This window comes from Aeromonas sp. S2(2024) (assembly GCF_041402505.1).
In the GTDB taxonomy this organism is placed as follows: domain Bacteria; phylum Pseudomonadota; class Gammaproteobacteria; order Enterobacterales; family Aeromonadaceae; genus Aeromonas; species Aeromonas media.
The window spans coordinates 1-25,951 of sequence record NZ_JBGLRL010000008.1 but is presented as its reverse complement, the minus strand read 5'-3'; the positions used below and the strand labels follow the sequence as shown (position 1 = coordinate 25,951).

17 protein-coding genes and 1 pseudogene are annotated in these 25,951 nt (G+C 60.4%); 14 read left to right on the top strand and 4 right to left on the bottom strand.

Going from position 1 to position 25,951, the window contains the following annotated elements:
• Window positions 1-173: 173 nt before the first annotated feature.
• Window positions 174-1,139 (bottom strand): hypothetical protein, encoded by a 966-nt coding sequence (locus ACB039_RS10220; protein ID WP_371165584.1) that lies wholly within the window; start codon window positions 1,137-1,139, stop codon window positions 174-176.
• A gap of 347 nt (window positions 1,140-1,486) precedes the next feature.
• Here ACB039_RS10220 and ACB039_RS10215 point away from each other — a divergent pair, with 347 nt between their 5' ends.
• The 5 genes from ACB039_RS10215 (at window position 1,487) to ACB039_RS10195 (ending at window position 6,261) form a co-directional block, all read left to right on the top strand.
• Window positions 1,487-2,137, top strand: coding sequence for a DedA family protein (locus ACB039_RS10215; RefSeq protein WP_042648944.1), 651 nt, complete (start codon window positions 1,487-1,489; stop codon window positions 2,135-2,137).
• A gap of 268 nt (window positions 2,138-2,405) precedes the next feature.
• Entirely contained in the window at window positions 2,406-3,701 is a 1,296-nt protein-coding gene (locus ACB039_RS10210) for a DEAD/DEAH box helicase (protein WP_005328097.1), read from the top strand.
• An 82-nt stretch (window positions 3,702-3,783) separates the two neighbouring features.
• Window positions 3,784-4,422: a DUF2913 family protein gene (locus ACB039_RS10205; RefSeq protein WP_043130213.1), complete on the top strand. Its 639-nt coding sequence runs from the start codon at window positions 3,784-3,786 to the stop codon at window positions 4,420-4,422.
• Window positions 4,423-4,743: 321 nt separating this feature from the next.
• Entirely contained in the window at window positions 4,744-5,784 is a 1,041-nt protein-coding gene (locus ACB039_RS10200) for a M35 family metallo-endopeptidase (protein ID WP_043130216.1), read from the top strand.
• Between the two features lie 42 nt (window positions 5,785-5,826).
• Complete coding sequence (locus tag ACB039_RS10195) at window positions 5,827-6,261, top strand: hypothetical protein (protein ID WP_043130217.1); 435 nt, start codon at window positions 5,827-5,829, stop codon at window positions 6,259-6,261.
• Here the strand turns inward: ACB039_RS10195 and ACB039_RS10190 are convergent.
• A complete protein-coding gene (locus ACB039_RS10190) occupies window positions 6,258-7,238 on the bottom strand; it encodes a questin oxidase family protein (protein WP_043130219.1) in 981 nt (326 codons plus the stop codon). The two genes, ACB039_RS10195 and ACB039_RS10190, sit on opposite strands and share 4 nt — an antisense overlap.
• Window positions 7,239-7,310: 72 nt before the next feature.
• Between ACB039_RS10190 and soxR the strand changes: the two are divergent.
• Together soxR and ACB039_RS10180 are read left to right on the top strand one after the other, a co-directional pair.
• Window positions 7,311-7,696: pseudogene (gene soxR, locus ACB039_RS10185) on the top strand (redox-sensitive transcriptional activator SoxR).
• A gap of 56 nt (window positions 7,697-7,752) precedes the next feature.
• A complete protein-coding gene (locus tag ACB039_RS10180; RefSeq protein WP_043130220.1) occupies window positions 7,753-8,331 on the top strand; it encodes an O-methyltransferase in 579 nt (192 codons plus the stop codon).
• Window positions 8,332-8,409: 78 nt separating this feature from the next.
• Here the strand turns inward: ACB039_RS10180 and ACB039_RS10175 are convergent, their stop codons facing one another.
• Together ACB039_RS10175 and gltB are read right to left on the bottom strand one after the other, a co-directional pair.
• Window positions 8,410-9,825 carry an FAD-dependent oxidoreductase gene (locus ACB039_RS10175; RefSeq protein ID WP_218409102.1) on the bottom strand — a complete coding sequence of 472 codons (1,416 nt, stop codon included), beginning with the start codon at window positions 9,823-9,825 and terminating at the stop codon, window positions 8,410-8,412.
• 12 nt (window positions 9,826-9,837) lie between these two features.
• A complete protein-coding gene (gltB, locus tag ACB039_RS10170; protein WP_263684753.1) occupies window positions 9,838-14,295 on the bottom strand; it encodes a glutamate synthase large subunit in 4,458 nt (1,485 codons plus the stop codon).
• 612 nt (window positions 14,296-14,907) lie between these two features.
• Here gltB and ACB039_RS10165 point away from each other — a divergent pair.
• From ACB039_RS10165 to ACB039_RS10135, 7 genes are all read left to right on the top strand, one after another.
• Window positions 14,908-15,843, top strand: a complete 936-nt coding sequence (locus ACB039_RS10165) for a TIGR01212 family radical SAM protein (protein ID WP_371165583.1) — start codon at window positions 14,908-14,910, stop codon at window positions 15,841-15,843.
• Between the two features lie 371 nt (window positions 15,844-16,214).
• A complete protein-coding gene (locus tag ACB039_RS10160; protein ID WP_218409100.1) occupies window positions 16,215-18,359 on the top strand; it encodes a type I secretion system permease/ATPase in 2,145 nt (714 codons plus the stop codon).
• Complete coding sequence (locus ACB039_RS10155; RefSeq protein WP_041205981.1) at window positions 18,352-19,767, top strand: HlyD family type I secretion periplasmic adaptor subunit; 1,416 nt, start codon at window positions 18,352-18,354, stop codon at window positions 19,765-19,767. The genes ACB039_RS10160 and ACB039_RS10155 overlap by 8 nt, the downstream gene beginning before the upstream one ends.
• A 35-nt stretch (window positions 19,768-19,802) precedes the next feature.
• The gene (locus ACB039_RS10150; protein ID WP_005328118.1) at window positions 19,803-21,134 is read left to right on the top strand and encodes a TolC family outer membrane protein; all 1,332 of its coding nucleotides are present in this window, start codon (window positions 19,803-19,805) and stop codon (window positions 21,132-21,134) included.
• 99 nt (window positions 21,135-21,233) lie between these two features.
• Window positions 21,234-22,004, top strand: a complete 771-nt coding sequence (locus ACB039_RS10145; RefSeq protein WP_236544861.1) for a transglutaminase-like cysteine peptidase — start codon at window positions 21,234-21,236, stop codon at window positions 22,002-22,004.
• 3 nt (window positions 22,005-22,007) lie between these two features.
• The gene (locus ACB039_RS10140) at window positions 22,008-23,933 is read left to right on the top strand and encodes an EAL domain-containing protein (protein WP_371165582.1); all 1,926 of its coding nucleotides are present in this window, start codon (window positions 22,008-22,010) and stop codon (window positions 23,931-23,933) included.
• A gap of 269 nt (window positions 23,934-24,202) precedes the next feature.
• A partial coding sequence (locus ACB039_RS10135) for a retention module-containing protein (protein ID WP_371165581.1) occupies window positions 24,203-25,951 on the top strand: 1,749 nt, incomplete at its 3' end.

Below are 25,951 nucleotides of genomic sequence, written 5' to 3'. Positions count from 1 at the left end.
CAGTAGGCAGCAAGCCTGACCTCAATCCTCGGTATGGATCTGCTTCACGTCTCCATCGCCGTCCCGCATCACCATGCTAGGAGATACAGGTGGGGCCTGATAGCGGCAATTGAGTCAAATGTGCGTTCAGTCAGAGATTTGGATATGGGGACGGGTCATGTCGCCATGCCGCGTTAGAAACTCATCGCCAGCCCGATGGAGTAGCCGCTGGTGTTGTGGCTGAACATATAGCGGGCCACCAGCCGGGTGCGGGTGATGAAGATGTCGTATTTGCTGCTGTCGAGCTCGAGGCCAAGGCCCAGGGAGTTGAGGCTGTTGAAGCCGAGCAGGCCTCGTTGCTCTCCCAGGTACTCGGTTCTGGCGCCCTCCAGCACATAGCGCAGCGGGCGATCCAGCAGGGTCCAGGTGAAGAGCGGTGCCCGGCGACGCAGGTAGAGCCCGAGGTTCTCCGCCTCGGCCTGGCCGGTGACGCTGTCGGCGGTGCCGGTGAAACTTTGCAGATGCTGATAGGAGTAGCGCAGCTCGGCGTCGATGTCCTGGGACTTGGAGAAGAGCTCGTAGTCGAGCATGAGGGATCCCCCCAGTCCATAGACGTTGAGGTTGCCGCCATCGAGGAAGTCGAGGTTTCTGCCCGTCCTGTATTCGATCAGGGCGGCGCCGATGCGCAGATCGCTCGCCACGGTGCCCAGGGTGAAGTTGGCGATGGGGCGCAGCACCAGATTGCCGCCAAAGCGATCGCGGTGCAGGCTGAAATCCCACCCTATGCCGCCGGTGGCGCTCAGACTGTTCCACTTGACGGGGATGGTGCGGGTCTCGTTGCCGTCGGTGAACACGAACTGGGGATCGTAGCGGCTGTACCCCAGGGTGCCCTCGAGATAGATGGGAAAGCCCTCGCTCATGGTGGCGCCGCCACCGAGCTGGGTGATGGTCAGCGCCGACTGCTCGTTGGTGCCGCTGCCGATGTCCAGGTTGCTGGCGGTGATGTCCGGTACCACGGTGAAGCTCATCAATGAGACCACCGCGTTGGCCCGCTGTTGAATGAGGGTCTCATCATTGGCGTGAGCGGCCTGGTTGCAGAGTGAAAGCCCGGCCAGCAGCAGTATGCCTGCATGAAAATGAGAAGAGGGGGGATGCACCATACCTAGCTCCGTGTACCTCCTCGTCCATTGAGGAGTCCTTACACTGTAACGGTTTTTCCATCGTCATGGCAGCCCACCTCGGCGCCAACTGACTATATTCTTTGCCGTTTTGTGGCGCAGGACGGGACGCCTGTGGCGAGAGCACCTTGCCGTCAGCGCACCGGGTTGCCGGTGCCGGATGACGGTGTATCCACATAAATGGCAGACATTAATTTATTGTTCAGTTCCCCGGGTGTATAACGGGCCTCCCGCAGGAACATATGGGGGCGGTACCAGGGAGGGGTAGCCAGACCGGGCCTACGGGCCGTCATGACGGATGCGCATTACGTTGATGGGAGTCATACCAGATGCAGGACATGCTGCTTGCCATATGGCATCAGGACTTTGAGCAATTAATACAACTGCAGGCAGTCGGTCTGCTCGTCACCTGTCTGGTGGTGATCCTCTTTCTCGAATCGAGCTTCGTGTTTCTGCCCCTGCCGGGGGACAGCCTGGTGCTATTGGCCGGTGGTCTGGTGGGCATGGGGGTGCTCGGGCCCGAGGTGGTGTTCCTCTATCTGCCCCTGGCCGCGGGGGTCGGCAGCGTGATGGCGTATTGGCAGGGCCATGCACTTCATGGCACCCGCTTCATGGGCCAGGTGGAGCGGGTTATCCCGGAGGGCAGCCTGCCCCGCGCCTCCCGGCTGCTCGATCGCTATGGCTTCTGGGCCATGTTCGTCTCCCGTTTCATCCCCTTCGTCAGGGTGCTGACGCCCATGCTGATGGGGATCTCCCGCCTGAACCTGCTGCGGGTGGCCATGACCAGCTTTGCCAGCGCCTTCCTCTGGGCCCTGGCCCTCAGCATGGTCGGCAAGTTCATGATGGCGACGCCGCTGCTGGCTGACCACCATGAACTGTTGACCAAGTGTCTGCTGGTGACCTCCTTCGCCCTCTTCGTCATCGCCGTGGCCGCCATCGGCATGCGGCTGTTCAAGCGCTCGGCCAAGAGAGCGCGCTGAGTTGCTCAAGGGACGGGCCTGCCGCTCGTCCCTTGTCCCCGACCGCCCTGGTCAGGCGACTCGCTCTGGTGGCGTAAAAATACAGGCCATTTGAGGCGGAAATCCTGATGCCTATCTGTTACACTTCGCGCCCGCCATTTTCCGGCTCATCTTCTGATGTCATGTCAGACCCAGCCGTCCTTGGCCCCAAGCCTCGCCGAGGCCGTGCCACACGCCGGCCCAGGCCACTTAAGCCAACTACAGCTCAGCTGGAACACAGGAACCCATTATGAGATTTGAATCGTTCGATTTTGCCCCCGAGATTTTGCGTGCCGTCTCAGAGTGCGGTTATCAGGAGATGACCCCTGTGCAGCAGCAGGCGATCCCGACCATCCGCCGTGGCAGCGACGTGCTGGCCAGCGCCCAGACCGGGACCGGCAAGACGGCAGCCTTTGCGCTGCCCATACTGCAACGTCTGGTGGATAACCCGGCCCCGGCCCAGCCTTCCAACGCCCGGGTGCTGATCCTGACCCCGACTCGCGAGCTGGCCGCCCAGGTGGCGAGCAACATCAACGACTTCGCCAAGTATCTGGACATCAGCGTGCTGACCCTGGTCGGCGGTGGCAAGCAGGATGTGCAGGCCCGCAAACTCAAGGCGGGGGCGCACATCATAGTGGCGACCCCGGGCCGGCTGCTCGAGCACCTGACCGCCTGCAACCTCAGCCTCTCCGGTGTCGAGACCCTGGTGCTGGACGAAGCGGATCGCATCCTTGACATGGGCTTCAGTGCCGATGTGCAGCAGATCCTGCAAGCGGTGAGCAAGACTCGTCAGAACCTGCTGTTCTCCGCCACCTTCTCCGACGCCGTGAAGAAGCTGGCCAACTTGATGCTGGACAGACCGCAGATCATCAGCGTCAACAAGCAGAACTCCACCGCCGATACCGTCAGCCACACCGTCTATCCGGTGGAGCAGAAGCGCAAGCGCGAGCTGCTCTCCGAGCTCATCGGCAAGCAGAACTGGCAACAGGTGCTGGTGTTCGCCAGTACCCGCGAGAGCTGTGACGTGCTGGTGGAAGAGCTGAACCTCGATGGCATCAAGTCCGCCGTGGTCCATGGCGAGAAGGCCCAGGGCAGCCGTCGCCGCGCCCTGCGCGAGTTCATGGAAGGCAAGGTGCGGGTGCTGGTGGCCACCGAAGTGGCCGCCCGTGGTCTGGACATCCCGGATCTGCAGTACGTGGTCAACTACGATCTGCCCTTCCTGGCGGAAGATTATGTCCACCGCATCGGCCGTACCGGCCGCGCCGGCAAGAGCGGCATGGCCGTCTCCTTCGTCAGCCGTGAAGAGGAGCGTACCCTGCTGGAGATCGAGGCGCTGATCGGCCAGAAGATCCGCCGCATCATGGTGCCGGGCTACGAGGTGAGCAGCCGTGACGAGCTGATCAAGCAGTTGCAGGAGCGCCGCCGTTTCGGCAAGCGCCCGCAGCGGGAAGACAACGCCGCCGCCCAGGTGATGGCCGAAGCCAAGCTGCAGGGTCAGCGTCTCAAGCGTCTGGCGGCCGCCAAGAAACCCCGCCAGGGCAAGTAAGGGCCTCGACCACCCTCTCTATTGAACCGCAAAGGCGCCATGGGCGCCTTTGCCATCTCTGTTTTCAACCCGAGGATCGCCCATGACCCTTAGCACCTACAATGAGGCCCTGCTCGACATGGCCACCCAGAGCCTGGCCGAGCTGGCCCGCACCGCAGAGCAGAAGGCGGGCAAGCGCACCCCGGCGCAAGAGAGCCACTTCCTCTGCACCTGGATGGCGGACTCCCTCAAGGAGAAACGCTTCTCCCGCCTGGTGATGGAGGATTTGAAAGCCTGGGTGCAGCTGGGTCGCACCCTGGGGGCCGGGGCCGATCTCAAGGGGCTGCTTTCACGCATCGTCTGCCAGTACGGCAGGGCCATGGCTGAGCCCGGGCAGTTGGGCGCCAGGCTCGCCACCCTGGTCGCCGAGCTGGAGAGCGCGGGTTGGCTGGTGTTTACCGACAGCGAACTGAGCGCCAGGCAGCGGCTGCTGAGCCAGGGCCAGTCCAGCCTGGTTATCTCCGCCAGCGAGTATCTGGGCCATATCGAGGGGGGAGAGCTGGTAAAGCCTCTTACCCTCTATGTGCGCGGGGATGAAAAGCAGCTGGCCGAGGCGGCCTTCAAGCTGGGGCTGCTGCTGAGCCAGGGTGACAAGAAGAGCACCCTGGTCAAGCACCACAAGGCCTACCGGCTGGTGCCGGGCAATGCCCAGCCCGCCCTGGCGCTCCTGGCAGAGGCCTGAGCCTTATCACGGGCGGACGCCCATGCCCGCCTTATCACCCCGGCCCCGTGCCGGGGTTTTTTATGGCTGACCGTCAGCGGGACAGGCCATGACGGCTGGGTGAGCGACGGGAAGGGGGCCCATACCTGTGTGCTGCCCTGGTGCGGCAGTCGGCTATTTTTGTCGCATTTGAATGGTTTGTCCGCCCGTCCCCCTCTGATGGGGGACGTCACCCATATGGTGAGATGGTGACGCAGACGTTCTGCTCTAGGGTGGTTTGGCCCCAAAGAGGGCCATATGGAAGCAAACCGCCTGATGGCGCTACTCAATGAATGAGGAAACATGATGAAAGCAACCCCCCTTGCCCTGCTGCTGGCCAGCGTGCTGGCCTCTCCGCTCTGCGCCGCCGGGCTCGACGCCAGGCTCACTCTGGTGGAGGGCAGCACCGACGATGTGCGTGTCAACCTGACCCTGACCAACACGGGTGACAAGCCCATCCGCTTGCTCAAGTGGCAGCTGCCGGGTAGCGAAGATGCCCCCCTGTTTTTGGTTGAGCGCGACGGCGAGAAGGTCGGCTACGAGGGGGCCCTGATCAAGCGGGCGGCGCCAACCGACAAGGACTTCCAGCTGCTCAAGGCAGGCCAGAGCCTGACGCTGCAGGCCGAGGTTTCCGGTCTCTACGACATGAGCGCCCAGGGCCAGTACAGCATCCGTTACCGGCTGCCGACGCTGCCACAGGGGGCGAAGGCCGCCAAGGCCAAGCAGGCCCAGGGGAGCGAATCCAATGTCGTGACCCTGTGGGTGGAAGGGGTGGCTGACGATCGGGTGCTCGCCAAGGCGGCGGTAGCCGAGCCCCAGGCGGTGACCGCCTCGGTCAGCTTCAGCGGCCGTTGCAGCAACACCCAGAAGAGCGACATCCTCACCGCGCTCGATGCCGCCAGCGGCATTACCAACAACTCCAGCAGTTACCTGGCGGTGGATAAGCCCGATGGCCAGCGTTACCGCAGCTGGTTTGGCGCCTATGACGCCTCTCGCTGGAACCAGGCTGAGACCCACTTCAGCAAGATCAAGGATGCCATCGACAACAAGCCGCTCACCTTCGACTGCGGCTGCAAACAGAGCTACTTTGCCTACGTCTATCCGGATCAGCCCTACAAGGTCTACCTGTGCAAGAGCTTCTGGACGGCGCCCGTCACCGGGACAGATTCCCGCGCAGGCACCATAGTCCACGAGCTGAGCCACTTCAACGTGGTGGCGGGCACCGACGATCTGGGATACGGTCAGACCAATGCCCGCAATCTGGCGAGCACGGATCCGGTCAAGGCGCTGAACAACGCCGACAACCACGAATACTTCGCCGAGAATACCCCGAGCGAAAATTAATCTGTGAAGGGGCCGAATGGCCCCTTTTTTGACGGAGGCACCATGATGACACTCCTGCTCACCACCCTGGCACTGGCCCCCTTGCAGTGCGAACTGTCGGTCAGCGCCGAGAGCGGGGTGAACGAGCCACTGCCCCTGGTGATGACCTTGACCAACAAGGGGGGGGAGCCACTCGAGGTATTGACCTGGTTCACCCCCTTCGAGGGGTGGTTTGCCGATGCCATCGACCTCACCCGAGATGGCAGGCCGTTGCCTTACCGGGGACCGCTTGCCAAGCGTGGCGCGCCCGGTGATGGCGACTTCCTCCTGCTGGGACCGGGGGAGCAGAGCCATGCCGATGCGGATCTGGCGCAGGCCTACGATCTGTCGCAGCCGGGCAGCTACCGGCTCAGCTACCGTGTCCAGCCGCTGGCGCTGACCCGGGGTCTGGCGCCAAGCTGTCCCGCCATCGATTTTATCCGGGTAGTAGCGCCTTAGGGGCGTTGAGGTTGAGACGCCGCGTCCAGCAACCCCACCGCGCGGGCGGCGACCGCCAGATAATGGGGTGAGTGCGTCTGCTCCCGCCAGCAACAGTGCACCAGCTTGATCACATGGTCATCCAGGCTCTCGATTGCCCGCGGCAACACCTGCGCCCAATCCAGCCCGGTCGTATCCGGCCAGCGCTGGGTCTGCAACCCTGGAGCCCCGACTGTGATGTAGGCGGCGGCCACCGCCTGCCACATCAGGCTCTGCCAGGCGTCCTTCAGCTCATCCGGCAGGTGACGGGCGATGATGGCGGCGGCCCGGCTGCCGGTCACCATATGCAAGACGGTGAAGTTACCGGTCTGCCAGTAGAGGGGCAGAGCGGCCTCGGCCAGCTGTGCCAGCACATCTTCCCCATCATCGAGGCTGCGCGGCAGCGACTCCGGCCAGCGGGGATCGGTTGCCACCTGCCGCAGGCGTGCGGTGATCCACTCTCCCTGCCAGCGCGATCCCTCCCAATGGGCCGCCAGCCCCGCCAGCAGGCGGGTGACGTCCCGGCAGGGGGCGCCCGTCCCCGTTGGCAGGATCAGGGCCTTGCACTGCCAGGCGGCCAGCGCTGCCGCCTGTTCCCCCAAGTGGCCGTTTTCCAGCGCGCAGGCGAAGCGGATGAGGGGATGAAAGGCGCCGCCTGCCGGGGAGAAACGCTGCACCAGCAGCTCTTTGAAGCATGGCAGCCAACCCTCTTCGGCGAATCGGGTCAGCAGTTGCTGGCGCAGTGCCACGAACCGGGTCTCCTCCTCTTCACCCTGGTTGCCCACCCCGGCGGGCAGGGCTTGAGTGGTCTGCCAATGGGTAAAGAAGCGCTGCAACTGCCGGGGGCTGGCCCCCATCTCGTGCAGGGCATGCAGCGCCATGGGACAGTGGTTGGTGGTGCCGCGACCATTGAGGGCGAAGGTCTGGTTGGCATCGAGCAGGGGGTAGAGATGATCCATTATCGTTTGACTCCTTTTGTCGGGGGAGACAGGATTATGCAAGTTGAAGTTAACTTGAGATCAAGGACGAAGATGGATCGCAAATGGCTGGCCATAGGCCAGATAGCCAAACGTGCCGGCGTCTCTACCCCCAGGATGTGCTGCGCCGCATCGCCTTTATCCGGGTGGCGCAAGGGATGGGCCTCACCCTCGACGAGATAGCGGGTGCTCTCAGCGGGTTGCCCGATGGTCGCACGCCGGATCGCCACGACTGGGAGCGGATCGCCGGCCAGTGGCAAACGCTGTTGGACAGCCGCATAGCCGCCCTGCAACTGATGAAGCGCAAGCTCACTGCCTGCATCGGCTGTGGCTGTCTGTCGCTGGAGCACTGCGCTCTCTACAACCCGCAGGACCAAGCCGTCTCAGGGGGCTGCGGCCCCCGTTATTTGCTGGGGGATCTGCCCCCCGTCACCGATTGAACCGCGAAGGCCATGGGCAGTGCCGGGTCAGCCTGGATGACTTTCAAGGAGGAAACATGGAACTGGAACAACTCAAACGGGAGCTGGAGCGCTTTGGCGCACAAAATGACGGCGAGCAGCAGGCTCGCGGCCACAAGATGCTCAACATCACCCGGGATACCGGTGAGCTGCTGGCGCTGCTGGTGCAGACGAGGGGGGCCGACGCCGTGCTGGAGATCGGCACCTCCAACGGCTACTCCACCCTCTGGCTGGCCGAGGCGGTCAAGAGGCTGGGTGGCAGGGTCACCACCATAGAGCGGGACGAGGGCAAGCTGGCGCTGGCGGCGCATAACTTCCAGCGTGCGGGGCTCGAACTCTGGATTGAGCAGTTGGCAGGCGAGGCAGGCACGCTGCTGCCCACCCTGCCAGCGGCCGCTTATCAGCTTATCTTCCTCGACTCCGATCGCCGGCACTACCAGGCCTGGTGGCCCGAGATCCAACGCTTGCTTGCCCCTCGCGGCCTGCTGGTGGTGGACAACGCCATCTCCCACCGGGAGGAGATGAACGACTGGATGGCAGAAGTGGCGCAGGATCCGGCCTTCCTGACCGCCCTGGTACCGGTGGGCAAGGGGGAGTTTTTGGCTGTGAGGCGCTAGGGGCTGTCACCCTGGGTGAGACATAAAAGAACAGCCCCGCATTGGCGGGGCTGTTTGCTTGAGACCTTAACCGGCAGTTTACACGGCCAGGTAGTCCATGATCCCTTCGGCGGCCTTGCGGCCCTCGTAGATGGCGGTCACCACCAGATCCGAGCCGCGCACTGCGTCGCCACCGGCGAACACCTTGGGGTTGCTGGTCTGGAAGGCATGCTCGGCCTGCTCGGGAGCCTTGATGCGATCCCGGTTGTCGAGCTCGATGCCGTGTTCCGCCATCCAGGGCTGGGGGTTGGGCTGGAAGCCAAACGCCATCACCACCGCATCGGCGGCCAGCACCTGCTCGGAACCCTCGATCACCACCGGATTGCGACGGCCGTTGGCATCGGGGGCGCCAAGCTCGGTGCTCACCACCTTGATGCCGCAGGTGCGGCCCTGGGCGTCCAGCTCGACGCCCACCGGTTGAAGGTTGAACATAAATTCCACCCCTTCCTCCTGGGCGTTCTTCACCTCTCGCTTGGAGCCTGGCATGTTCTCGGCATCGCGGCGGTAGGCGCAGATCACCCGGTCGGCCCCCTGACGGATGGCGGTACGGACGCAGTCCATGGCGGTATCGCCACCGCCGAGTACCACCACCTGCTTGCCGGCGAAGTCGATGTAATCGGCCTGGGCCTTCTCGAAACCCAGCAGCCGGTTGGCGTTGGAGATGAGGTAGGGCAGGGCGTCGTACACGCCGGGGGCCGTTTCGTTCTCGAAGCCGCCCTTCATGTACTTGTAGGTGCCGACCCCGAGGAAGACAGCATCGAACTCGCCAAGGAGGTCTGCGAAGGTAACGTCACGGCCCACTTCGGTCTCGAGACGGAATTCAACGCCCATCCCCTCGAAGATCTCGCGGCGGCGCTGCATCACCTCTTTTTCCAGCTTGAAGGAGGGGATGCCGAAGGTCAGCAGACCGCCGATTTCGGGGTACTTGTCGAACACCACAGGGGTGACGCCGTTGCGCGCCAGCACATCGGCACAGGCGAGGCCGGCCGGGCCCGCACCGATGACGGCAACCCGCTTGCCGGTCTTCACCACCTTGGAGAGATCCGGGCGCCAGCCCATCTCGAACGCCTTGTCGGTGATGTATTTTTCGATGTTGCCTATGGTCACGGCGCCGAATCTGTCGTTGAGGGTGCAGGCACCCTCACAGAGTCTGTCTTGCGGGCAGACGCGGCCACACACTTCCGGCAGGCTGTTGGTCTGGTGGGAGAGCTCCACCGCCTCCAGAATGCGCCCCTCGTTGGCCAGTTTCAGCCAGTTGGGGATGTAGTTGTGCACCGGGCACTTCCACTCGCAATAGGGGTTGCCGCAGTCGAGGCAGCGATCCGCCTGCATGCCGACCTGGGCCTGGTTGAAGGGCTCGTAGATCTCCACAAACTGGATCTTGCGGATCTTGAGCGGCTTCTTGGGCGGGTCGACCCGCTGGACATCGATAAACTGGAATACGTTCTGGCTCATAGGGTTCCCTCCTTATTGCGCCTGGATTCTGAGTTCTGCACTAGAGCGGCTGGTGTGACCAAGCAGGGACTTGACGTCGCTGGACTTGGGCTTGATCAGCCTGAACTTGGGCACATAGGAGTCGAAGTTGGCCAGGATCTCCTCGGCGCGCGAGCTGCCTGTCTCGTTGAGGTGCGCCGTGATGATGCCGCGCAGGTGCTCCTGATGGATGGCAAGATCCGCCACGTCCAGCAGTTCCACCAGCTCGGGGTTGGTGCGCTTGGCGAAGTTGCCGCACTCGTCGAGCACGTAGGCAAAGCCCCCTGTCATGCCTGCCGCGAAGTTGACGCCAGTGGTACCGAGTACGGTGACGATGCCGCCGGTCATGTACTCACAGCCGTTGTCGCCAATCCCCTCGACTACCGCCAGCGCCCCTGAGTTGCGCACCGCGAAGCGCTCACCCGCGGTGCCTGCGGCGTAGAGCTTGCCGCCGGTGGCACCGTAGAGGCAGGTGTTGCCTATGATGGCCGCCTCGTGGGACTTGAACGCCACGCCGACGTGGGGTTTGACCACCAGCTTGCCGCCTGTCATCCCTTTGCCCACGTAGTCGTTGGCGTCACCCGTGAGTATCATCTCGAGGCCACCCGCGTTCCAGACGCCGAAGCTCTGGCCTGCGGTGCCGTTGAAGTGCACCTTGACCGGATCGGCGGCCATGCCCTGGTTGCCGTGGCGTTTCACGATCTCGCCAGAGAGGCGCGCCCCCACGGAGCGGTCGGTGTTGCGGATGTCGTAGCGGAATTCGCCACCGCTCATGTTTTCCACCGCCTCCAGCAGATCCTCCACCATCTTGAGGTTCAGCGGCCCCTTGTCGAAGGTGGGGTTGTGCTGCTGGCTGAACAGGCTGGAGCCTGCCGGTGCCACCGGGCTTGCCAGAATGCCAGACAAGTCCAGCTTGGCCTGACGGGCGGTGAGGCCGGGCAGGGCTTCCAGCAGATCGGTACGACCGATGAGATCGGTGAGCTGGGTGACGCCAAGCTCGGCCATCAGCTCGCGGGTCTCTTCTGCGATGAACTTGAAGTAGTTCATCACCATCTCCGGCAGGCCGGTGAAGTGCTCGCGACGCAGCTTCTCATCCTGAGTGGCAACGCCGGTGGCGCAGTTGTTCAGGTGGCAGATGCGCAGGTATTTACAGCCGAGCGCCACCATGGGGCCGGTGCCAAAACCAAAGCTCTCGGCGCCGAGGATGGCCGCCTTGATGATGTCCAGACCGGTCTTGAGACCGCCATCCACCTGCAGGCGCACCTTGTGGCGCAGGCCGTTGGCCACCAGGGCCTGCTGGGTTTCGGCCAGCCCCAGCTCCCAGGGGGAGCCGGCATACTTGACCGAGCTCAGCGGGCTGGCGCCGGTACCGCCGTCATAGCCAGAGACGGTGATGAAGTCCGCGTAGGCCTTGGCCACGCCGCAGGCGATAGTGCCGACGCCGGGTTCGGAGACCAGCTTGACCGACACCAGGCAGTCCGGGTTGATCTGCTTGATGTCGAAGATGAGCTGGGCCAGATCCTCGATGGAGTAGATGTCGTGGTGGGGCGGCGGGGAGATCAGGGTCACGCCGGGTACGGAGTAGCGCAGCTTGGCTATCTGGGCCGTCACCTTGTCACCGGGCAGCTGGCCACCCTCGCCGGGCTTGGCGCCCTGAGCCACTTTTATCTGCACCACGTCGGCGTTCATCAGGTAGTGGGGAGTGACGCCAAAACGACCGGACGCCACCTGCTTGATGCGCGAATTCTTCTCGGTACCGAAGCGCTTGGGATCCTCGCCGCCTTCGCCGGAGTTGCTCTGACCGCCGAGGCGGTTCATGGCCACCGCCAGCGCCTCGTGGGCCTCGGGGCCCAGCGCGCCTATGGACATGGCGGCGGAGTCGAAGCGGGGGAACAGCTTGGCCGCGGGCTCAACCTGCTCCAGCGCCACCGGGGTGGTGCCCTGCTTGAGCACCAGCAGATCGCGCAGGGTCGCCACCGGGCGCTCGTTCACCAGGCGGGCGTACTCCTTGTAATCGGCGTAGTTGCCGGAGCGCACCGCCACCTGCAGGGTCTGCACCACATCCGGGTTGTAGGTGTGGTACTCGCCGCCGTGGACGAATTTCAAGAGACCACCCTGGGTCAAGGGCTTGCGGCCGAGCCAGGCCTGGCGCGCCAGATTGACCTGATCCTGCTGGATGTCGGTGAAGTCGGCTCCCTGAATGCGGCTCGATACGCCGCGGAAGCAGAGTTCGACCACGGAGCTGGACAGCCCCACGGCTTCGAACAACTGGGAGCAGCGGTAGCTCGCCACCGTGCTGATGCCCATCTTGGACATCACCTTGTAGAGGCCCTTGTTGATGCCGTTGCGGTAGTTGAGCATGGCCTGGCGCAGGCTCATCTTGAGCACGCCTTCTTCTACCTGTTTGGCGAGGGTTTCGTAGGCGAGATAGGGGTAGATGGCGGTGGCGCCAAAGCCCAGCAGCACGGCGAAGTGGTGCGGGTCGCGCACGCTCGCGGTTTCCACCAGGATGTTGGCGTCGCAGCGCAGGTTGTTGTCCACCAGGGTGCGCTGCACCGCCCCCACCGCCATGGCGGCCGGGATGGGCAGGGTGTCGGCACTGATGTCCCGGTCCGACAGCACCAGCAGCACGGTGCCATTGCGCGCCTTGTCGGCCGCCTCGTTGCACAGGCGCTCGAGGGCCGCCTGCAGCCCCTCTTCGGGCAGGTAGTTGAGGCTCAGCACCGCATGGCGGTAGTGTTCCCCTTCCAGTGCCAACAGCTGGTGAAAGTCGGAGTAGAGCAGGATAGGCGACTGGAACAGCACCCGGTGGGCGTGGCCGAAGGTCTCGTTGAATACGTTCTGCTCGCGGCCGATACAGGTGGCCAGCGACATGACGTGGTTTTCCCGCAGCGGGTCGATGGGCGGGTTGGTCACCTGGGCGAACATCTGGCGGAAGTAGTCGTACAGGGTACGCTGGCTGGAGGAGAGCACCGCCATCGGGGTGTCATCCCCCATGGAACCCACCGCCTCCTGGCCATTCTCGCCGAGCACGCGGATGATTTGATCCAGCTCCTCATAGGAGTAGCCGAACAGTTTCTGATAGGTCTTTAGCTGATCGTCCGGGAATTCGCGTGCACCTGTGCTGGCGTCATCCATCTGCTCGAACGGCACCAGTCGCTTGCAGTGCTTGTCCATCCACTGCTTGTAGGTGTGGCGGCTCTTGAGATCGTCATCGATCTCGAAGCTGGTCCAGATCTTGCCGTTGCTGGTATCCACCACGAACAGCTCGCCCGGGCCGACCCGGCCCTTCTCCAGCACTTCGTCCGGGGTGTAGTCCCAGGTACCCACTTCGGAGGCCAGCGTGATGAACTTGTCCTTGGTGATGACGTAACGGGCCGGGCGCAGGCCGTTGCGGTCCAGCGCGCAAGTGGCGTAGCGGCCGTCGGTCATGACGATGCCGGCCGGGCCGTCCCAGGGCTCCATGTGCATGGAGTTGAAGTCATAGAAGGCGCGCAGGTCGTCATCCATGTTCGGGTGCTTCTGCCATGCAGGCGGGATCAGCAGGCGCATGGCGCGGAACAGGTCCATACCACCTGCCAGGAAGAGATCCAGCATGTTGTCGAGGCTGGAGGAATCCGACCCTGTGGTGTTGACGAAGGGGGCGGCCTCTTGCAGATCCGGGATCAGCGGAGTGGCGAACTTGTAGCTGCGCGCCTTGGCCCACTGGCGGTTGCCAGCGATGGTGTTGATCTCGCCGTTGTGGGCGAGGTAGCGGAATGGCTGCGCCAGCGGCCAGCGCGGGCTGGTGTTGGTGGAGAAACGCTGGTGGAACACGCAGATGGCTGCCTGCATGCGGATGTCGGCGAGATCCAGATAGAAACGCGGCAAATCCACCGGCATGCACAGTCCTTTATAGACGGTGACCAGGTTGGAGAGGCTGACCACATAGAAGTAGTCATCGCTGATGCGTTTCTCGATACGGCGGCGCACGATGTAGAGACGGCGCTCGAGATCCTTGTCGACCCAGCCTGGCGGCGCGTTGACAAAGACCTGTTCGATGCTGGGCAGGGAGGCCTTGGCGATGGGACCGAGCACATTGGTATCGATGGGCACCTTGCGCCATCCGACCAGACTCAGGGTCTCTCTCTCCAGCTCCTCGTCGATGATGTCGCGGGTCTGCTGGGCCAATACGGGATCCGGGTTGAGGAACAACATGCCCACCGCATAGTTGCGGCCCAGGTGCCATCCCTTCTCTTCGGCGACAGCGCGATAGAAGCTGTCGGGTTTTTGCAGCAACAGGCCGCAGCCGTCGCCGGTCTTGCCGTCGGCGGAGATGCCGCCGCGGTGCTGCATGCGAGCCAAGGCTGACATCGCGAGACGGACAAGCTTGTGGCTGGCTTCCCCTTCCATGTGGGCCAACAGGCCGAAGCCACAGTTATCCCTCTCCAGCTTTGGATCATATAGTGACATTGCATTTCTCCCTTGCTCGGCCTTCCATCGCACTGTCATCAACAGATTGCATAAATTGCGATTGGCTCTTGTGGTTCCGTCCGCCTGAGGTGGCGAATCTCCAAACTAATGGGATTTTCGAGCAAGGTCAATTGGACATCCCGCTTGTTTGCAATGTTACACTGCCATAACAAAATACGGGTTTTAGAGATTCAATTCGATTTTATCTATATAAAAATCTATTAATTTAATTTTTTAAAGTTTATTGGGCTGATAATGGAGAGTTTGGTGGTTGACTGCTTCGCGTCACTGAACTGTAGTAATTTTACCAATCCATTCCGTCAGGGGTGGGCGGGGATCACATTTCAGGATCCTGCATCTTGCATTTATTTGTATGCGGGCTATGGGAGATTTTTTCAGTACTAACAGCTGGTTAGAGGGGATGAATTGCTTCCGTTTTCCCTCTTTGTATGAGGCCAGTGGTTTCCAAAAGTAACCTTAAAATCCTGTCTGTGGGTATTTATCGCACGCAATGTGAATATTTATATGATTTTTGGCGGCGGGACGGCTTGATCCAGCTCAGTCTGGCGTGGGGCCCGTGCCAGTACAATGACAGCTCATATTGGAGGTGTCATGCAGTTACACGAACTCATCAATACATTCGGCCAGGATCTCAAGCAGCGCCACGGTCAGAAAATCCACAAACTCTCCATCCACGGCGCCTTCACCTGCCCCAACCGGGATGGCACCCTGGGCCGCGGCGGCTGCACCTTCTGCAATGTTTCTTCTTTTGCCGACGAGTCGGCCCAGCAGCTCTCGGTGGTGCAGCAATTGCTGGCCCGCCGGGACGAAGTGACCCGTGCCAAGCGTTATCTCGCCTACTTTCAGGCCTATACCAGCACCTATGCCGAGGTGGAGTACCTGCAACGCATGTATGAGGAGGCGCTGTCGGTCAGCGACATGGTGGGGCTCTGCGTGGGTACCAGGCCAGACTGTGTGCCGGATGCGGTGCTGGATCTGCTGGCGGGGTATCAGGCCCGTGGCTACGAGGTATGGCTGGAGTTGGGGCTGCAGAGCGCCAATGACAAGACATTGCAACGGATCAACCGGGGTCACGGCTACGCCGCCTATGAAGACGCGGTTAGCCGGGCCCACGCAAGGGGCATCAAGGTCTGTGCCCATCTGATTGTCGGTTTGCCCGGTGAGGTGCCGATGGACAGTCTCGATACTCTGCATCGCATCGTTGCGACCGGGATCGAGGGGATCAAGCTGCATCCGCTCCATGTGGTGGAGGGGAGCATCCTTGGCAAGGCGTGGCAGGCGGGGCGGCTCGACGTCTTGAGCCTGGAGCAATATGTCGAAGCGGCGGTTGCCATGATCCAGCAGACTCCGCCCGAGGTGGTTTATCACAGGATCTCGGCGTCGGCCCGCCGTCCGACCCTGCTGGCGCCTGCCTGGTGCGAGAATCGCTGGATCGCCATGGCTGAGATTGCCACTGAGCTGGCTCGAACCGGCCCACAGGGGAGTGCGTTGGGCCGACCCTTCTCACTCGCTTGTGCTCATCAGTGACGACTCTAATTTCATTAAAAAAACAGAGGGTTATTAGATGAAATTCAGTCTTTGCAGTATAGTTTCGTTCAAGTCGCCTTGATAAGATGGTCGGCTTGAAAAAGATATTGTTATCAATAACTCTTTAGTAATTAATGTACCCGGCAGGATATCTCGCCCCCCTTGCCGTTATTAAATGACGTGCTTGGCTCCTTTCGTTCCGGCTTGACGATGTGCGAGTCTGGCGATGATATTCGATGTCACTGCTCAGTGCGCTAATTGGGTTGTCGGTTCGCGATGATGGAAGCTGCTCTGCGTTCACAGGTCGCCACCGGGTTCCGGGTGATGTATTCCCTGCGACAACCGTCTGAATCATGTTTTGACAGGATGCTATGCAAGCAGAAACCAGCCATATAGATGAGCTACTGGAGTGCCTGGTCTTTTTGACCCGTTTTTATGGTGTGCCCAATAGCCAGGATGCCCTCACAACGGGTTTGCCACTGGTCTCGGGCCGTCTGAGCACGGCACTCTTCAGCCGCGCTGCCGAACGTGGCGGTCTGTCCGCCCGTGAGGTCATCCAGCCACTCGAACAGATATCCCCCCTGCTGTTGCCCTGCGTCTTGCAGACGCGCCATGGCGGCGCCTGCATCCTGCTGGAATGGAGCAAGGACAGGAGCCAGGCCAAGGTCATCTTCCCCCAGGCCGGTGACGCGGCGCAGTGGGTCAGCACCGCCCAGCTGGGCGACGAATACAATGGCCGGCTGTTCTTCGTCAAGAAGCAGTTCAAGTTCGATGAGCGCTCCCCCAAGGTGCTGGAGACCCGGGATGGTCACTGGTTCTGGAGCACGTTGTTTGAATCCCGCGGCATCTATCGCGATGTGCTGATTGCCTCCATCCTCATCAACCTCTTTGCGGTGGCCAGCCCCCTGTTCACCATGAATGTCTACGACAAGATAGTCCCCAACCTGGCATTCGACTCCCTCTGGGTGCTGGCGGTGGGGGCCATGGTAGTGTTCACCTTCGATTTCGTGATGCGCCAGTTGCGCAGCTACTTCATCGATATTGCCGGCAAGAAATCGGACGTGCTGCTGTCGGCCAAGATCTTTGCCAAGGTCATGGGGATGAAGATGGAGTCCCGCCCGGCCTCGACGGGGGCGTTTGCCAAGCATCTGCAGGAGTTTGAATCGGTGCGGGAGTTCTTCACCTCCGCCACCGTATCGACCCTGATTGATCTGCCGTTTGCGGTCTTCTTCCTCTTCATCATCTGGCTGTTTGCCGGTGTCATGGTGGTGGTGCCCATCGTCGCCATGCTGATCCTGGTGGCTTACAGCTTCTACATCCAGGCACCCCTCAAGCAGTCCATTGAGGAGGGCTCTCGCCTGGCTTCCCAGAAGAATGCCAACCTGATCGAGAGCATATCCGGCCTTGAGACCGTCAAGATTTTCGGCGCAGAGAGCATGTTCCAGCATCGTTGGGAGCAGGCGGTGTCCCACATTTCGACCTGGGGTGTGCAAACACGACGCATCACCAACTCCATGTCCTCTCTGGCGAGTTATATCCAGCAGGTGGTGACCGTAGGACTGGTCATTGTCGGGGTCTACCAGATTTCCGAAGGGCTGGTGACCATGGGAGGCATGATTGCTGCAGTCATGCTGTCCAGCCGCGCCATCGCACCCATGGTGCAGCTCTCCGTGCTGTCGACCCGCTACAACCAGGCCAAGTCTGCCTTGGAGATCCTAGAGAAGATCATGATGACGCCGGGCGAGCAGGAGGAGGGCAGGCAGTACATCCACCATCCTGTCATCCAGGGGCGTATCGAGTTCGAGAACGTCTCTTTCAAGTACCCGGGCATGGAAAGCAGCACCCTGCACAACATCAACCTGCGTATCGAGCCGGGGGAAAAAGTCGCCATCATAGGCCGGATAGGGGCGGGCAAGACCACCCTGGAGAAGCTGTTGATGGGACTCTACCGACCCACTGATGGTCTGGTGCGCCTCGATGGCTTCGAGCTGGATCAACTGCCGCCTGCCGCCATCCGCCGCAATATCGGCTGTGTGCCGCAGGATGTGACCCTGTTCTTTGGCTCGGTGCGAGACAACATCATGCTGGGCAACCCGCTGGTAGACGATGCCCGGGTGGTTCGCGCCGCCAAGCGGGCCGGTGTCACCAACTTTACCAATCGGGATCCCAATGGGCTGGACAGGCAGATAGGCGAGGGTGGGCGCCAGCTCTCCGGTGGTCAGCGTCAGGCCATTTTACTGGCCCGTGCCCTGCTCAACGATCCGCCCATTCTGGTGATGGATGAGCCCACGTCCAACATGGACAACCAGTCAGAGATGCATGTGAAGCAGGAGCTGGCAAGGCTGGGGCCCGAAACTACCCTGATCCTCATCACCCACAAGACCTCCATGCTGGATGTGGCTTCCCGGGTCATCGTCGTGGAACAGGGGAAGATAGTGGCTGACGGCCCCAAAGAGGCGGTGCTGCAACAACTGAAGGAAGGCAAGGTGCGGGTGCAGGAGACGGCCAATGGCTAACAACTGGTTCAAGAGAACGGCATCAGACAAGGTGTTGCCCGCTCCCGAGCACCTCGAGTATGTCGACGACGGTGCCGCCGCTGTCTTGCTGAGCACACCAACCCGCGCCAGGGTGCTGCTCTGGGCCTGTTTCCTGTTTTTCATGAGCGCCATTGTCTGGGCAGCCTGGGCCGAGCTTGACGAAGTCACCATCGGCCAGGGCAAGGTGATCCCATCTCGCCAGTTGCAGGTGATCCAGAACCTGGAAGGGGGGATCGTCAAGGAGATCTTCGTCAAGGAGGGGGACATAGTCGAAAAGGGGCAGCCTCTGCTGCGCATCGACGATACCCGCTTCAAGTCGGACTTTCGCGAGCGTGAACAGGAGCTGGTGATCCTCAAGGGCGACATCGCCCGCCTGCGTGCCGAGATTCGCAGTGTGGTGGTAAAGCGAGAACCCAACCTCGGCTGGCGTGAGCAGGTGGTCATCGACAAGCAGCCCATCGTCTTCCCCGAAGGATTCGAAAATGTCTTTGCGGAATACGTGGCCCGTGAAAAGTCGGTACAGGACGAGAGGCTCAACAATTTGAACAACCAGCTCTACATACTCGGTCAGCAGATCGAGCAGAAGGAGCAGGAGACCATAGAGCTCAATGCCAAGATCAGGACAGTGAGCCGCAGCGTAGATTTGGCCCGTCAGGAGCTGAACATCAGTCGGCCTCTCGCAAAAGAGGGTATAGTTCCCCAAGTGGAGCTAATCAAACTGGAACGGCAGGTCAACGAGATGCAGGGAGAGCTGGAAGCCAACCGGTTGCTCATCCCCAAACTCAACTCCGTGCTGCGGGAAACCATCTCCAAACGCAACGATATTGCCTTGAAGTTCAGAGCGGACTCCCAGACCGAGCTCAATGAACGCCAGGGCAAGCTGAGCCAGTTGTCAGAGGGCCAGGTCGGTCTGCGAGACAGGGTCGATCGCACCAGCGTAATTGCACCTCTCAAGGGCACTATCAAGAAGCTCAAGATCAATACTCTGGGCGGGGTTGTTCAGCCGGGCATGGATCTGATGGAGATAGTGCCGCTGGAAGATACCTTGCTGGTGGAAGCCAAAGTATCACCCAAGGACATCGCGTTCCTGCGACCCGGGCTGGAGGCCGTGGTCAAGATAACCGCTTATGATTTCACTGTTTATGGAGGTTTACATGGCAAGGTTGAGCAGATAAGCGCCGACTCGATCCAGGATGAGGAGGGCAACTCCTTCTATCTGGTTCGGGTGCGCACCGAGAAGAGTTATCTGGGCGATGAGCTTAACGCACTTCCCATCATCCCCGGTATGTTAGCCAGTGCAGATATTATTACTGGTAAAAAGAGTGTCCTAGACTACTTGCTGAAACCCATCTTGAGGGCTAAGCAGTCGGCACTGAGAGAACGATAAGCCAACAATCTAAAAACAACATGACTGGAGATACCATGAAGAAGACGATTGTTGCCATGCTGGTTAGTGGCACCATACTGTTCCCGGGCCTGAGCCAGGCACAAACACTGGAACAGTCAGTGGCACAGTCACTGGCTACCCATCCGAAAATCAAGGAAGCTTTTGATCTCTATCAGGCACGACTGTATCAGCATGATGGAGCCAAGGGCGGCTACTATCCCACCATCGATCTACGTGGCGGCGTGGGTTACGAGAAGACCGACAGCCCCTCGACCCGTGCGGCGGGCGCCAACTCGCAGACGATCGATGATTCCATGACCCGCAAGGAGGCCGGGATCAGCCTGCGCCAGATGCTGTTTGACGGTTTCGATGTCAGCAGCAACGTGGCACGGACCGATGCCGCCGCCCAGGCCCAGCGTCTTGCCATGATCTCCGAGGCGGAGAACACGGCGCTGCGTGTGGCCGAGGTGTACCTCAACATGCTGCGTCAGCAGGAGATCCTGGAACTGTCCAAGCAGAACCTCGAAACCCACGAGCAGATCCGTAGCGACATCCAGAAACGGACCGATTCCGGTCTTGGTTCGACGGCGGACCAGACCCAGATCGATGGGCGTGTTGCGCGGGCCTACTCCAACCAGGCTGCGGCAGAGAACAACTACCGGGATGCCGAGAGCGAGTTCATCCGTGTCGTGAACGAAGTGCCCAAGGATCTGGTGCTACCGGCCCCCAACAGCCAGTTACTCCCCGCCACCCTGGAAGATGCACTGAAGACGGCTACCGAGGTTCACCCGACCCTGTTGTCCTCTCTGCAAGACATCGAAGAAGCCAAGTATCAGCATGAAGGATCCAAGTCCGGGTTCTACCCGAATGTGGCCTTCGAGGTGGATCAGAACTGGAACGAGGATATCGATGCGGTCAAGGGGCGTAACGACGATCTTACCGCCATGGTCCGGATGCGTTACAACCTGTTCCGTGGTGGTTCCGATCTGGCAGAAAGCAAGGCCACCTCGGCACTCTATTCCCAGGCAAAAGATATTCACCTGAACGCCTTCCGTCAGGTGGAAGAGGGAACCCGCCTCGCCTGGAATGCCAAGGAGTCGCTGGCCAAGCAGAAGGTCTTCCTGAAAGAGCACGTGGACGCCAGCTACGACACCGTACAGGCGTACAAGAAGCAGTTTGGTCTGGGACAACGGACCTTGCTGGACGTGCTGAACACGGAAAACGAACTGTTCGAGGCCCGTCGCAGCTACATCACGGCCGAGTATGATTCCCTGTTGGCGGATTACCGTATCCTCAATGCCACCGGGGGACTGCTCAATGCCATGAATGTCCAGCCGCCCGCCGAGTGGCAGGCCAACAACAACTGATGGTTATCGTGCTGATGCCATCTCAGTCAGAAAAAATGGCTGCAGCTTGCTGCAGTCATTCTTTTATAAATCTGGTTTTCAACTGAAGATTGCGATGGAATGCCGCAGGGGAAACATGTGACATCGTGGTACAAGGCTGGGAGCTTCAGGCTCTTTTGGCCAGCATGGTCCATCCGCCCCGTGCAACGTTGGCGGCTCCACCTGCTATGGCTGGTTCTGTTGTCGATCCCTCTGCTGCTAAGCGCCAGCCAGCCTTTGTCACCAGAAGATCTGACGCTGGTCAAGCGGGCGGAGGAGACGTATGGCCCTCGTGCAGGCAAGCGAGTCACCAGCTGGCGCACTCTGGCCCTTCAGAGCCGGACTGCGGGTCTGGCAGAGCGGCAGAAGCTGGAGAAGGTGAACCAGTTTTTCAATCAGATGCAATTTATCGATGACATCAAGCTGTGGCACAAGAAGGATTATTGGGCGACCCCGCTGGAGTTTTTGGGGGCGGCTGGTGGAGATTGTGAAGACTTCAGCATTTCCAAGTACTTTACGCTGCTTGAACTTGGCATTCCGGATGAAAAAATGCGGATGGTATATGTCAAGGCATTGGATTATAACCAGTTTCATATGGTTGTTGCCTATTATGAAACGCCCGCATCAGTCCCTCTCATTCTGGACAATATTGTCGGCGCCATTCGCCCGGCCAATCAGCGGGCGGATCTGATGCCAATTTACAGCTTTAACGGTAGTCACTTGTGGTTGATGAAGGCGCGTGGTCAAGGGGAACTGGCCGGGCAATCATCCCGCTTGGGATTATGGACTGACTTACGCAATCGCATGACTTCAGGGCGATTGGCTCGGCCTGTGGTGAATTTGGATGATTAACCTATGACGCTCTACAGACAACTATTGGCAACCATGCTGTTACTGTTCGGATTGCTGTTTGCTGCCACCTATTGGGTACAGTTCAATTCGACTCGCAACTATCTGGCGCAGCAGCAGGAAACTACCGTCATCAACACCTCCACTGCCCTGGGTCTGGCGTTGACACCTTATCTAGAGAACGGGGACAAGGTGAGTGCCGAATCCGTCATGAAGGCCGTGTTCGACGGTGGCTACTATCGGTTGGTTCGCCTGGATCTGCTGGCTTCCAAGGATGTCATCGAACTCGAGAACAGCAGCAACATTCAAGGGGTGCCGCAGTGGTTCATCGGGCTGAGCCTCTTCCCTGAGGTATCCAACGAATCCATTCTGACGTCGGGCTGGTTGCAACTGGGCAAGCTGAAGATCGTGGGCCATCCGGGACAGGCCTACTACGAGCTCTGGAAGGGGATGAGCGAGCTGGCGACCTGGTTCCTTGTGGGCTTCCTGATCACCACCATACTGCTGATGCGGGCACTCAACTACCTGCTCAAACCGCTCAAGCTCATTTGCGATCAGGCGGTCGAGATAGAGCTTCACCATTTCGGGCACACCATTCCCGAGCCCAAGAGTCGCGAGTTGAAACAGGTGGTGCAGGCCATCAATACCCTCTCGAGCAAGCTGGCGGTGCAGTTCAAGGAGCAGGCCGATGAAGCCGAGAATCTGCGCGCCCGCGTCTATGTGGATGCAGTCTCCGGGCTTGGCAACCGTTCCTACTTCGTGGGGCAGGTCAATGCCTGGATCGCCGAGGCGGGACAGGGGGGGGTCATGTTGGTGGCCGTCGACATGCTGGACGATCTCTATCGTGAAGAAGGGTTTGCCGCGAGGGACAACATGGTCAAATCCATCGCCCAGGTGCTCAGAGAGTTGCTGGATGGCTGGGATGGTGCGGCGCTGGCCCGGATTTCGGCTACCGAATACGCCTTGCTATGCCCTACCGATGATCTGTCACAACTCAAGGAGCTGGCGGAGCTGATCAATAGCCGTATCGCCGATCTGGTGGTCAATCCCATGGGTGAGAGCGGTGCACTCTCCGTGGTCGGGATCGCCGGTCGTGATGGCAATGATGATCTCTCTGCCCTGCTGACCAAGGCGGACAATGCGCTGGGCAAGGCCCGCAACGAGCGACGGGGTGCCGTCGTCATGGAAGGGGGCGCGGATCAAGGTTTGATGGGACGTCTCGCCTGGCGTGATCTGGTGCAGGATGCAATGGCCAGAAACCTGTGGCGCTTCAAGGCACAGCCTGCTTGTCGCTTCGATGATGGCACACGCCTGCATGCCGAGCTGTTCGCTGCCATCTCGCGAGATGGAAGCGACTACTTCGCTGGCCAGTTCTTGCCTGCCATCGAGCAGTTCCAGATGGGCGCCGAGTTTGACAAGACCATACTGGAGGCCTGCTTGCCCTTGTTCAAGCAGCAATCCGAGCTGGTATTGGCGGTCAATATTACCGCAGGATCACTCTGCTCGGATGAGTTCCTGACCTGGCTGAGAGGCTATCTGGCCGTGAACGGCGAGTTGAAGGATAAACTGCTGTTCGAGATCCCAGAGGCCGCCATCATGAAACACAAGCAGCATGTGACCAACCTGGTCGATGTGCTGCGAGAGCATGGCTTCCTGTGGGGGGTTGATCACTATGGTCGCCACTTCCAGTCCCTTGGGTATCTGGAGGAGCTGGCCCCTGCCTACGTCAAGGTTGATCATGGCTATACCAGCCAGATCATGGAGCCGGGAGCGGATACGTCCTTCCTGGCCGCGGTCTGCAGGGCGGCCCACAATGCGGGTGTAACGACCATTGCCACCCGAGTGGAGGATCAACAGCAGGTTGAGATGCTGGCCCGTCTGCACATAGACGGTTATCAGGGTTTCGTTCATCCGGCATTCCCACTGCCGTGAGTCATACCCCTATACTGAAACGGGCCCCAATAAGGGCCCTTTTTTATATCTATTTAGAATATATGGAGGAGCTTTTGTTCGATGAGTATGCAGAAGGTCTGAAAAATGTGTTGTTAGTTTATTGATTTACCTGTGTAAAAAAAATTCATTCGATTCGCTGCATCGGATGAAGCCAAACAGATTCAATGTTGTACATTTTTGCAACTGAAGCCTGATGGACGCGCATCTAGAGTGTAGGCATCAAGATCTGTCACCCTGGAGCAATGGATATGCGCACCCAAATCATCGACAAAACCGTCGTCGTCTCTTCCGTAGAAGGCAATGTTCAGATCCTGCTTGCCGATGGCAGCAGCCGTCCTCTCCAGCCTGGCGAGATATTGCAGCCGGGAGCCAGACTCAATATTGCCGACGATGCCAAATTGATGTTGGCACCCTACGATGACAGCCCGGCTCCGGCCGATGCAGCCCCTGCTGGCCCGGATATTCCCGCCGATGGACAACCCTCCTCATCGGTCGCCAATCGTCAGGCGGGCTCGCCAGAGGTGTCGCCGGAAATTGCGGCCTTGCAACAATCCATCTTGCAAGGGGTCGACCCGACTCAAAACTTTGAGGCTGCGGCAGCCGGCGGGGCACCTGCAGCGGGTGGCGGCGGTGGCATCGGCGGGGTAGCGGGAGCCAGCGGCAACGGCGGCTTTGTCGTCATCGATCGTATTGGTGATGCAACCATTGCCGCTGCCGGATTCGATACCAGCTATGACACCTTGCCTGAGCAGAATGTCCTTCAGGAAGACGATCTCCTGCCCGAGAATGATCTTGATGATCTGGATGAGTCTGCCGTCACCCAGGAAGACCAAGCCATCAGTGGCAACCTGCTGACCAACAGCAGCAACTCGGATGGCCCGCTCGATGCGTCGATTGTCTCTTATAGCTGGGGCAGCAACACCGGTATTTCGGCTGGCGTCGAGAGTTCATTGGACGGGATAGGCACCCTCATCATCAATGCCGATGGCTCCTATACCTTTACGCCGGCCCTGAACTACTCAGGATCAGTGCCTCCGGTCAACTACGTTGTGACCGATGGTGCCGATACGGATGTCTCCATACTGACGGTTACCATTACTCCCGTGGATGAACCCGTTTCCCTGGAAGGTTTGCAAGTAGACGGTGGTGAGATTGTCCTGAATGAAGCTGCACTGGCAGATGGCAGCAGCCCGGATACTGCGAACCTGACCAAGAGTGGTGTCTTCACCTTCAATGCGGCAGATGGTATCCAGAGCCTGGCTCTGGGTGGCGTGGTACTGATCAGTAACGGCCAGGTCATCACCAGTTTCCCGCAGGGGATCCCAAGCCCTCTGGGCAATCAGTTGCTGGTGACAGGTATCAGCTACAACCCGGTGACAGGCGCCGGCACGGTGGCTTACAGCTACACCCTGAGCGATAACGAGACCCACAACCAGCCTGCCAATGACACGGCTCTGACCGAGAGTTTCAATGTTGTACTGACAGATAGCGATGGCGACAGCACCAGCGCCAGCCTGGATGTGGTGATACTCGACGATGTGCCGACGGCCGCCAATGACGCAGGGGGGACCCTGACCGAGGATGTGGCGGGCAGCCTGAATGGCAACGTGCTGAGCAACGACGCTGGCGGGGCGGACACCCCGGCGGTGTTCGTGGGGTGGAGCGCGAGCGGGCATGACAACGGAGCGGCGGTCGCCGCGCTGAACAGTTACGGTACCTTTACCCAGGACCCGGTCACCGGCGCCTGGACCTATGTGCTGGACAATAGCAAGGCGGCCACGCAGGCGCTGACGGCGGGCTCGAACCTGAGCTACGACGTCTGGTACACGATGAAGGATGCGGATGGGGATGAGAGCATTGCCAAGCTGACCATCAACATCAAGGGGGCGGATGACAGCTCGAGCGTGGTGACGGCAGCGGCGACGGGGCCGGACCACCAGGTGTACGAGTCGGGCCTCAATCCGGACGGGTCCAATGCGGCGGCCAACACGGAGACG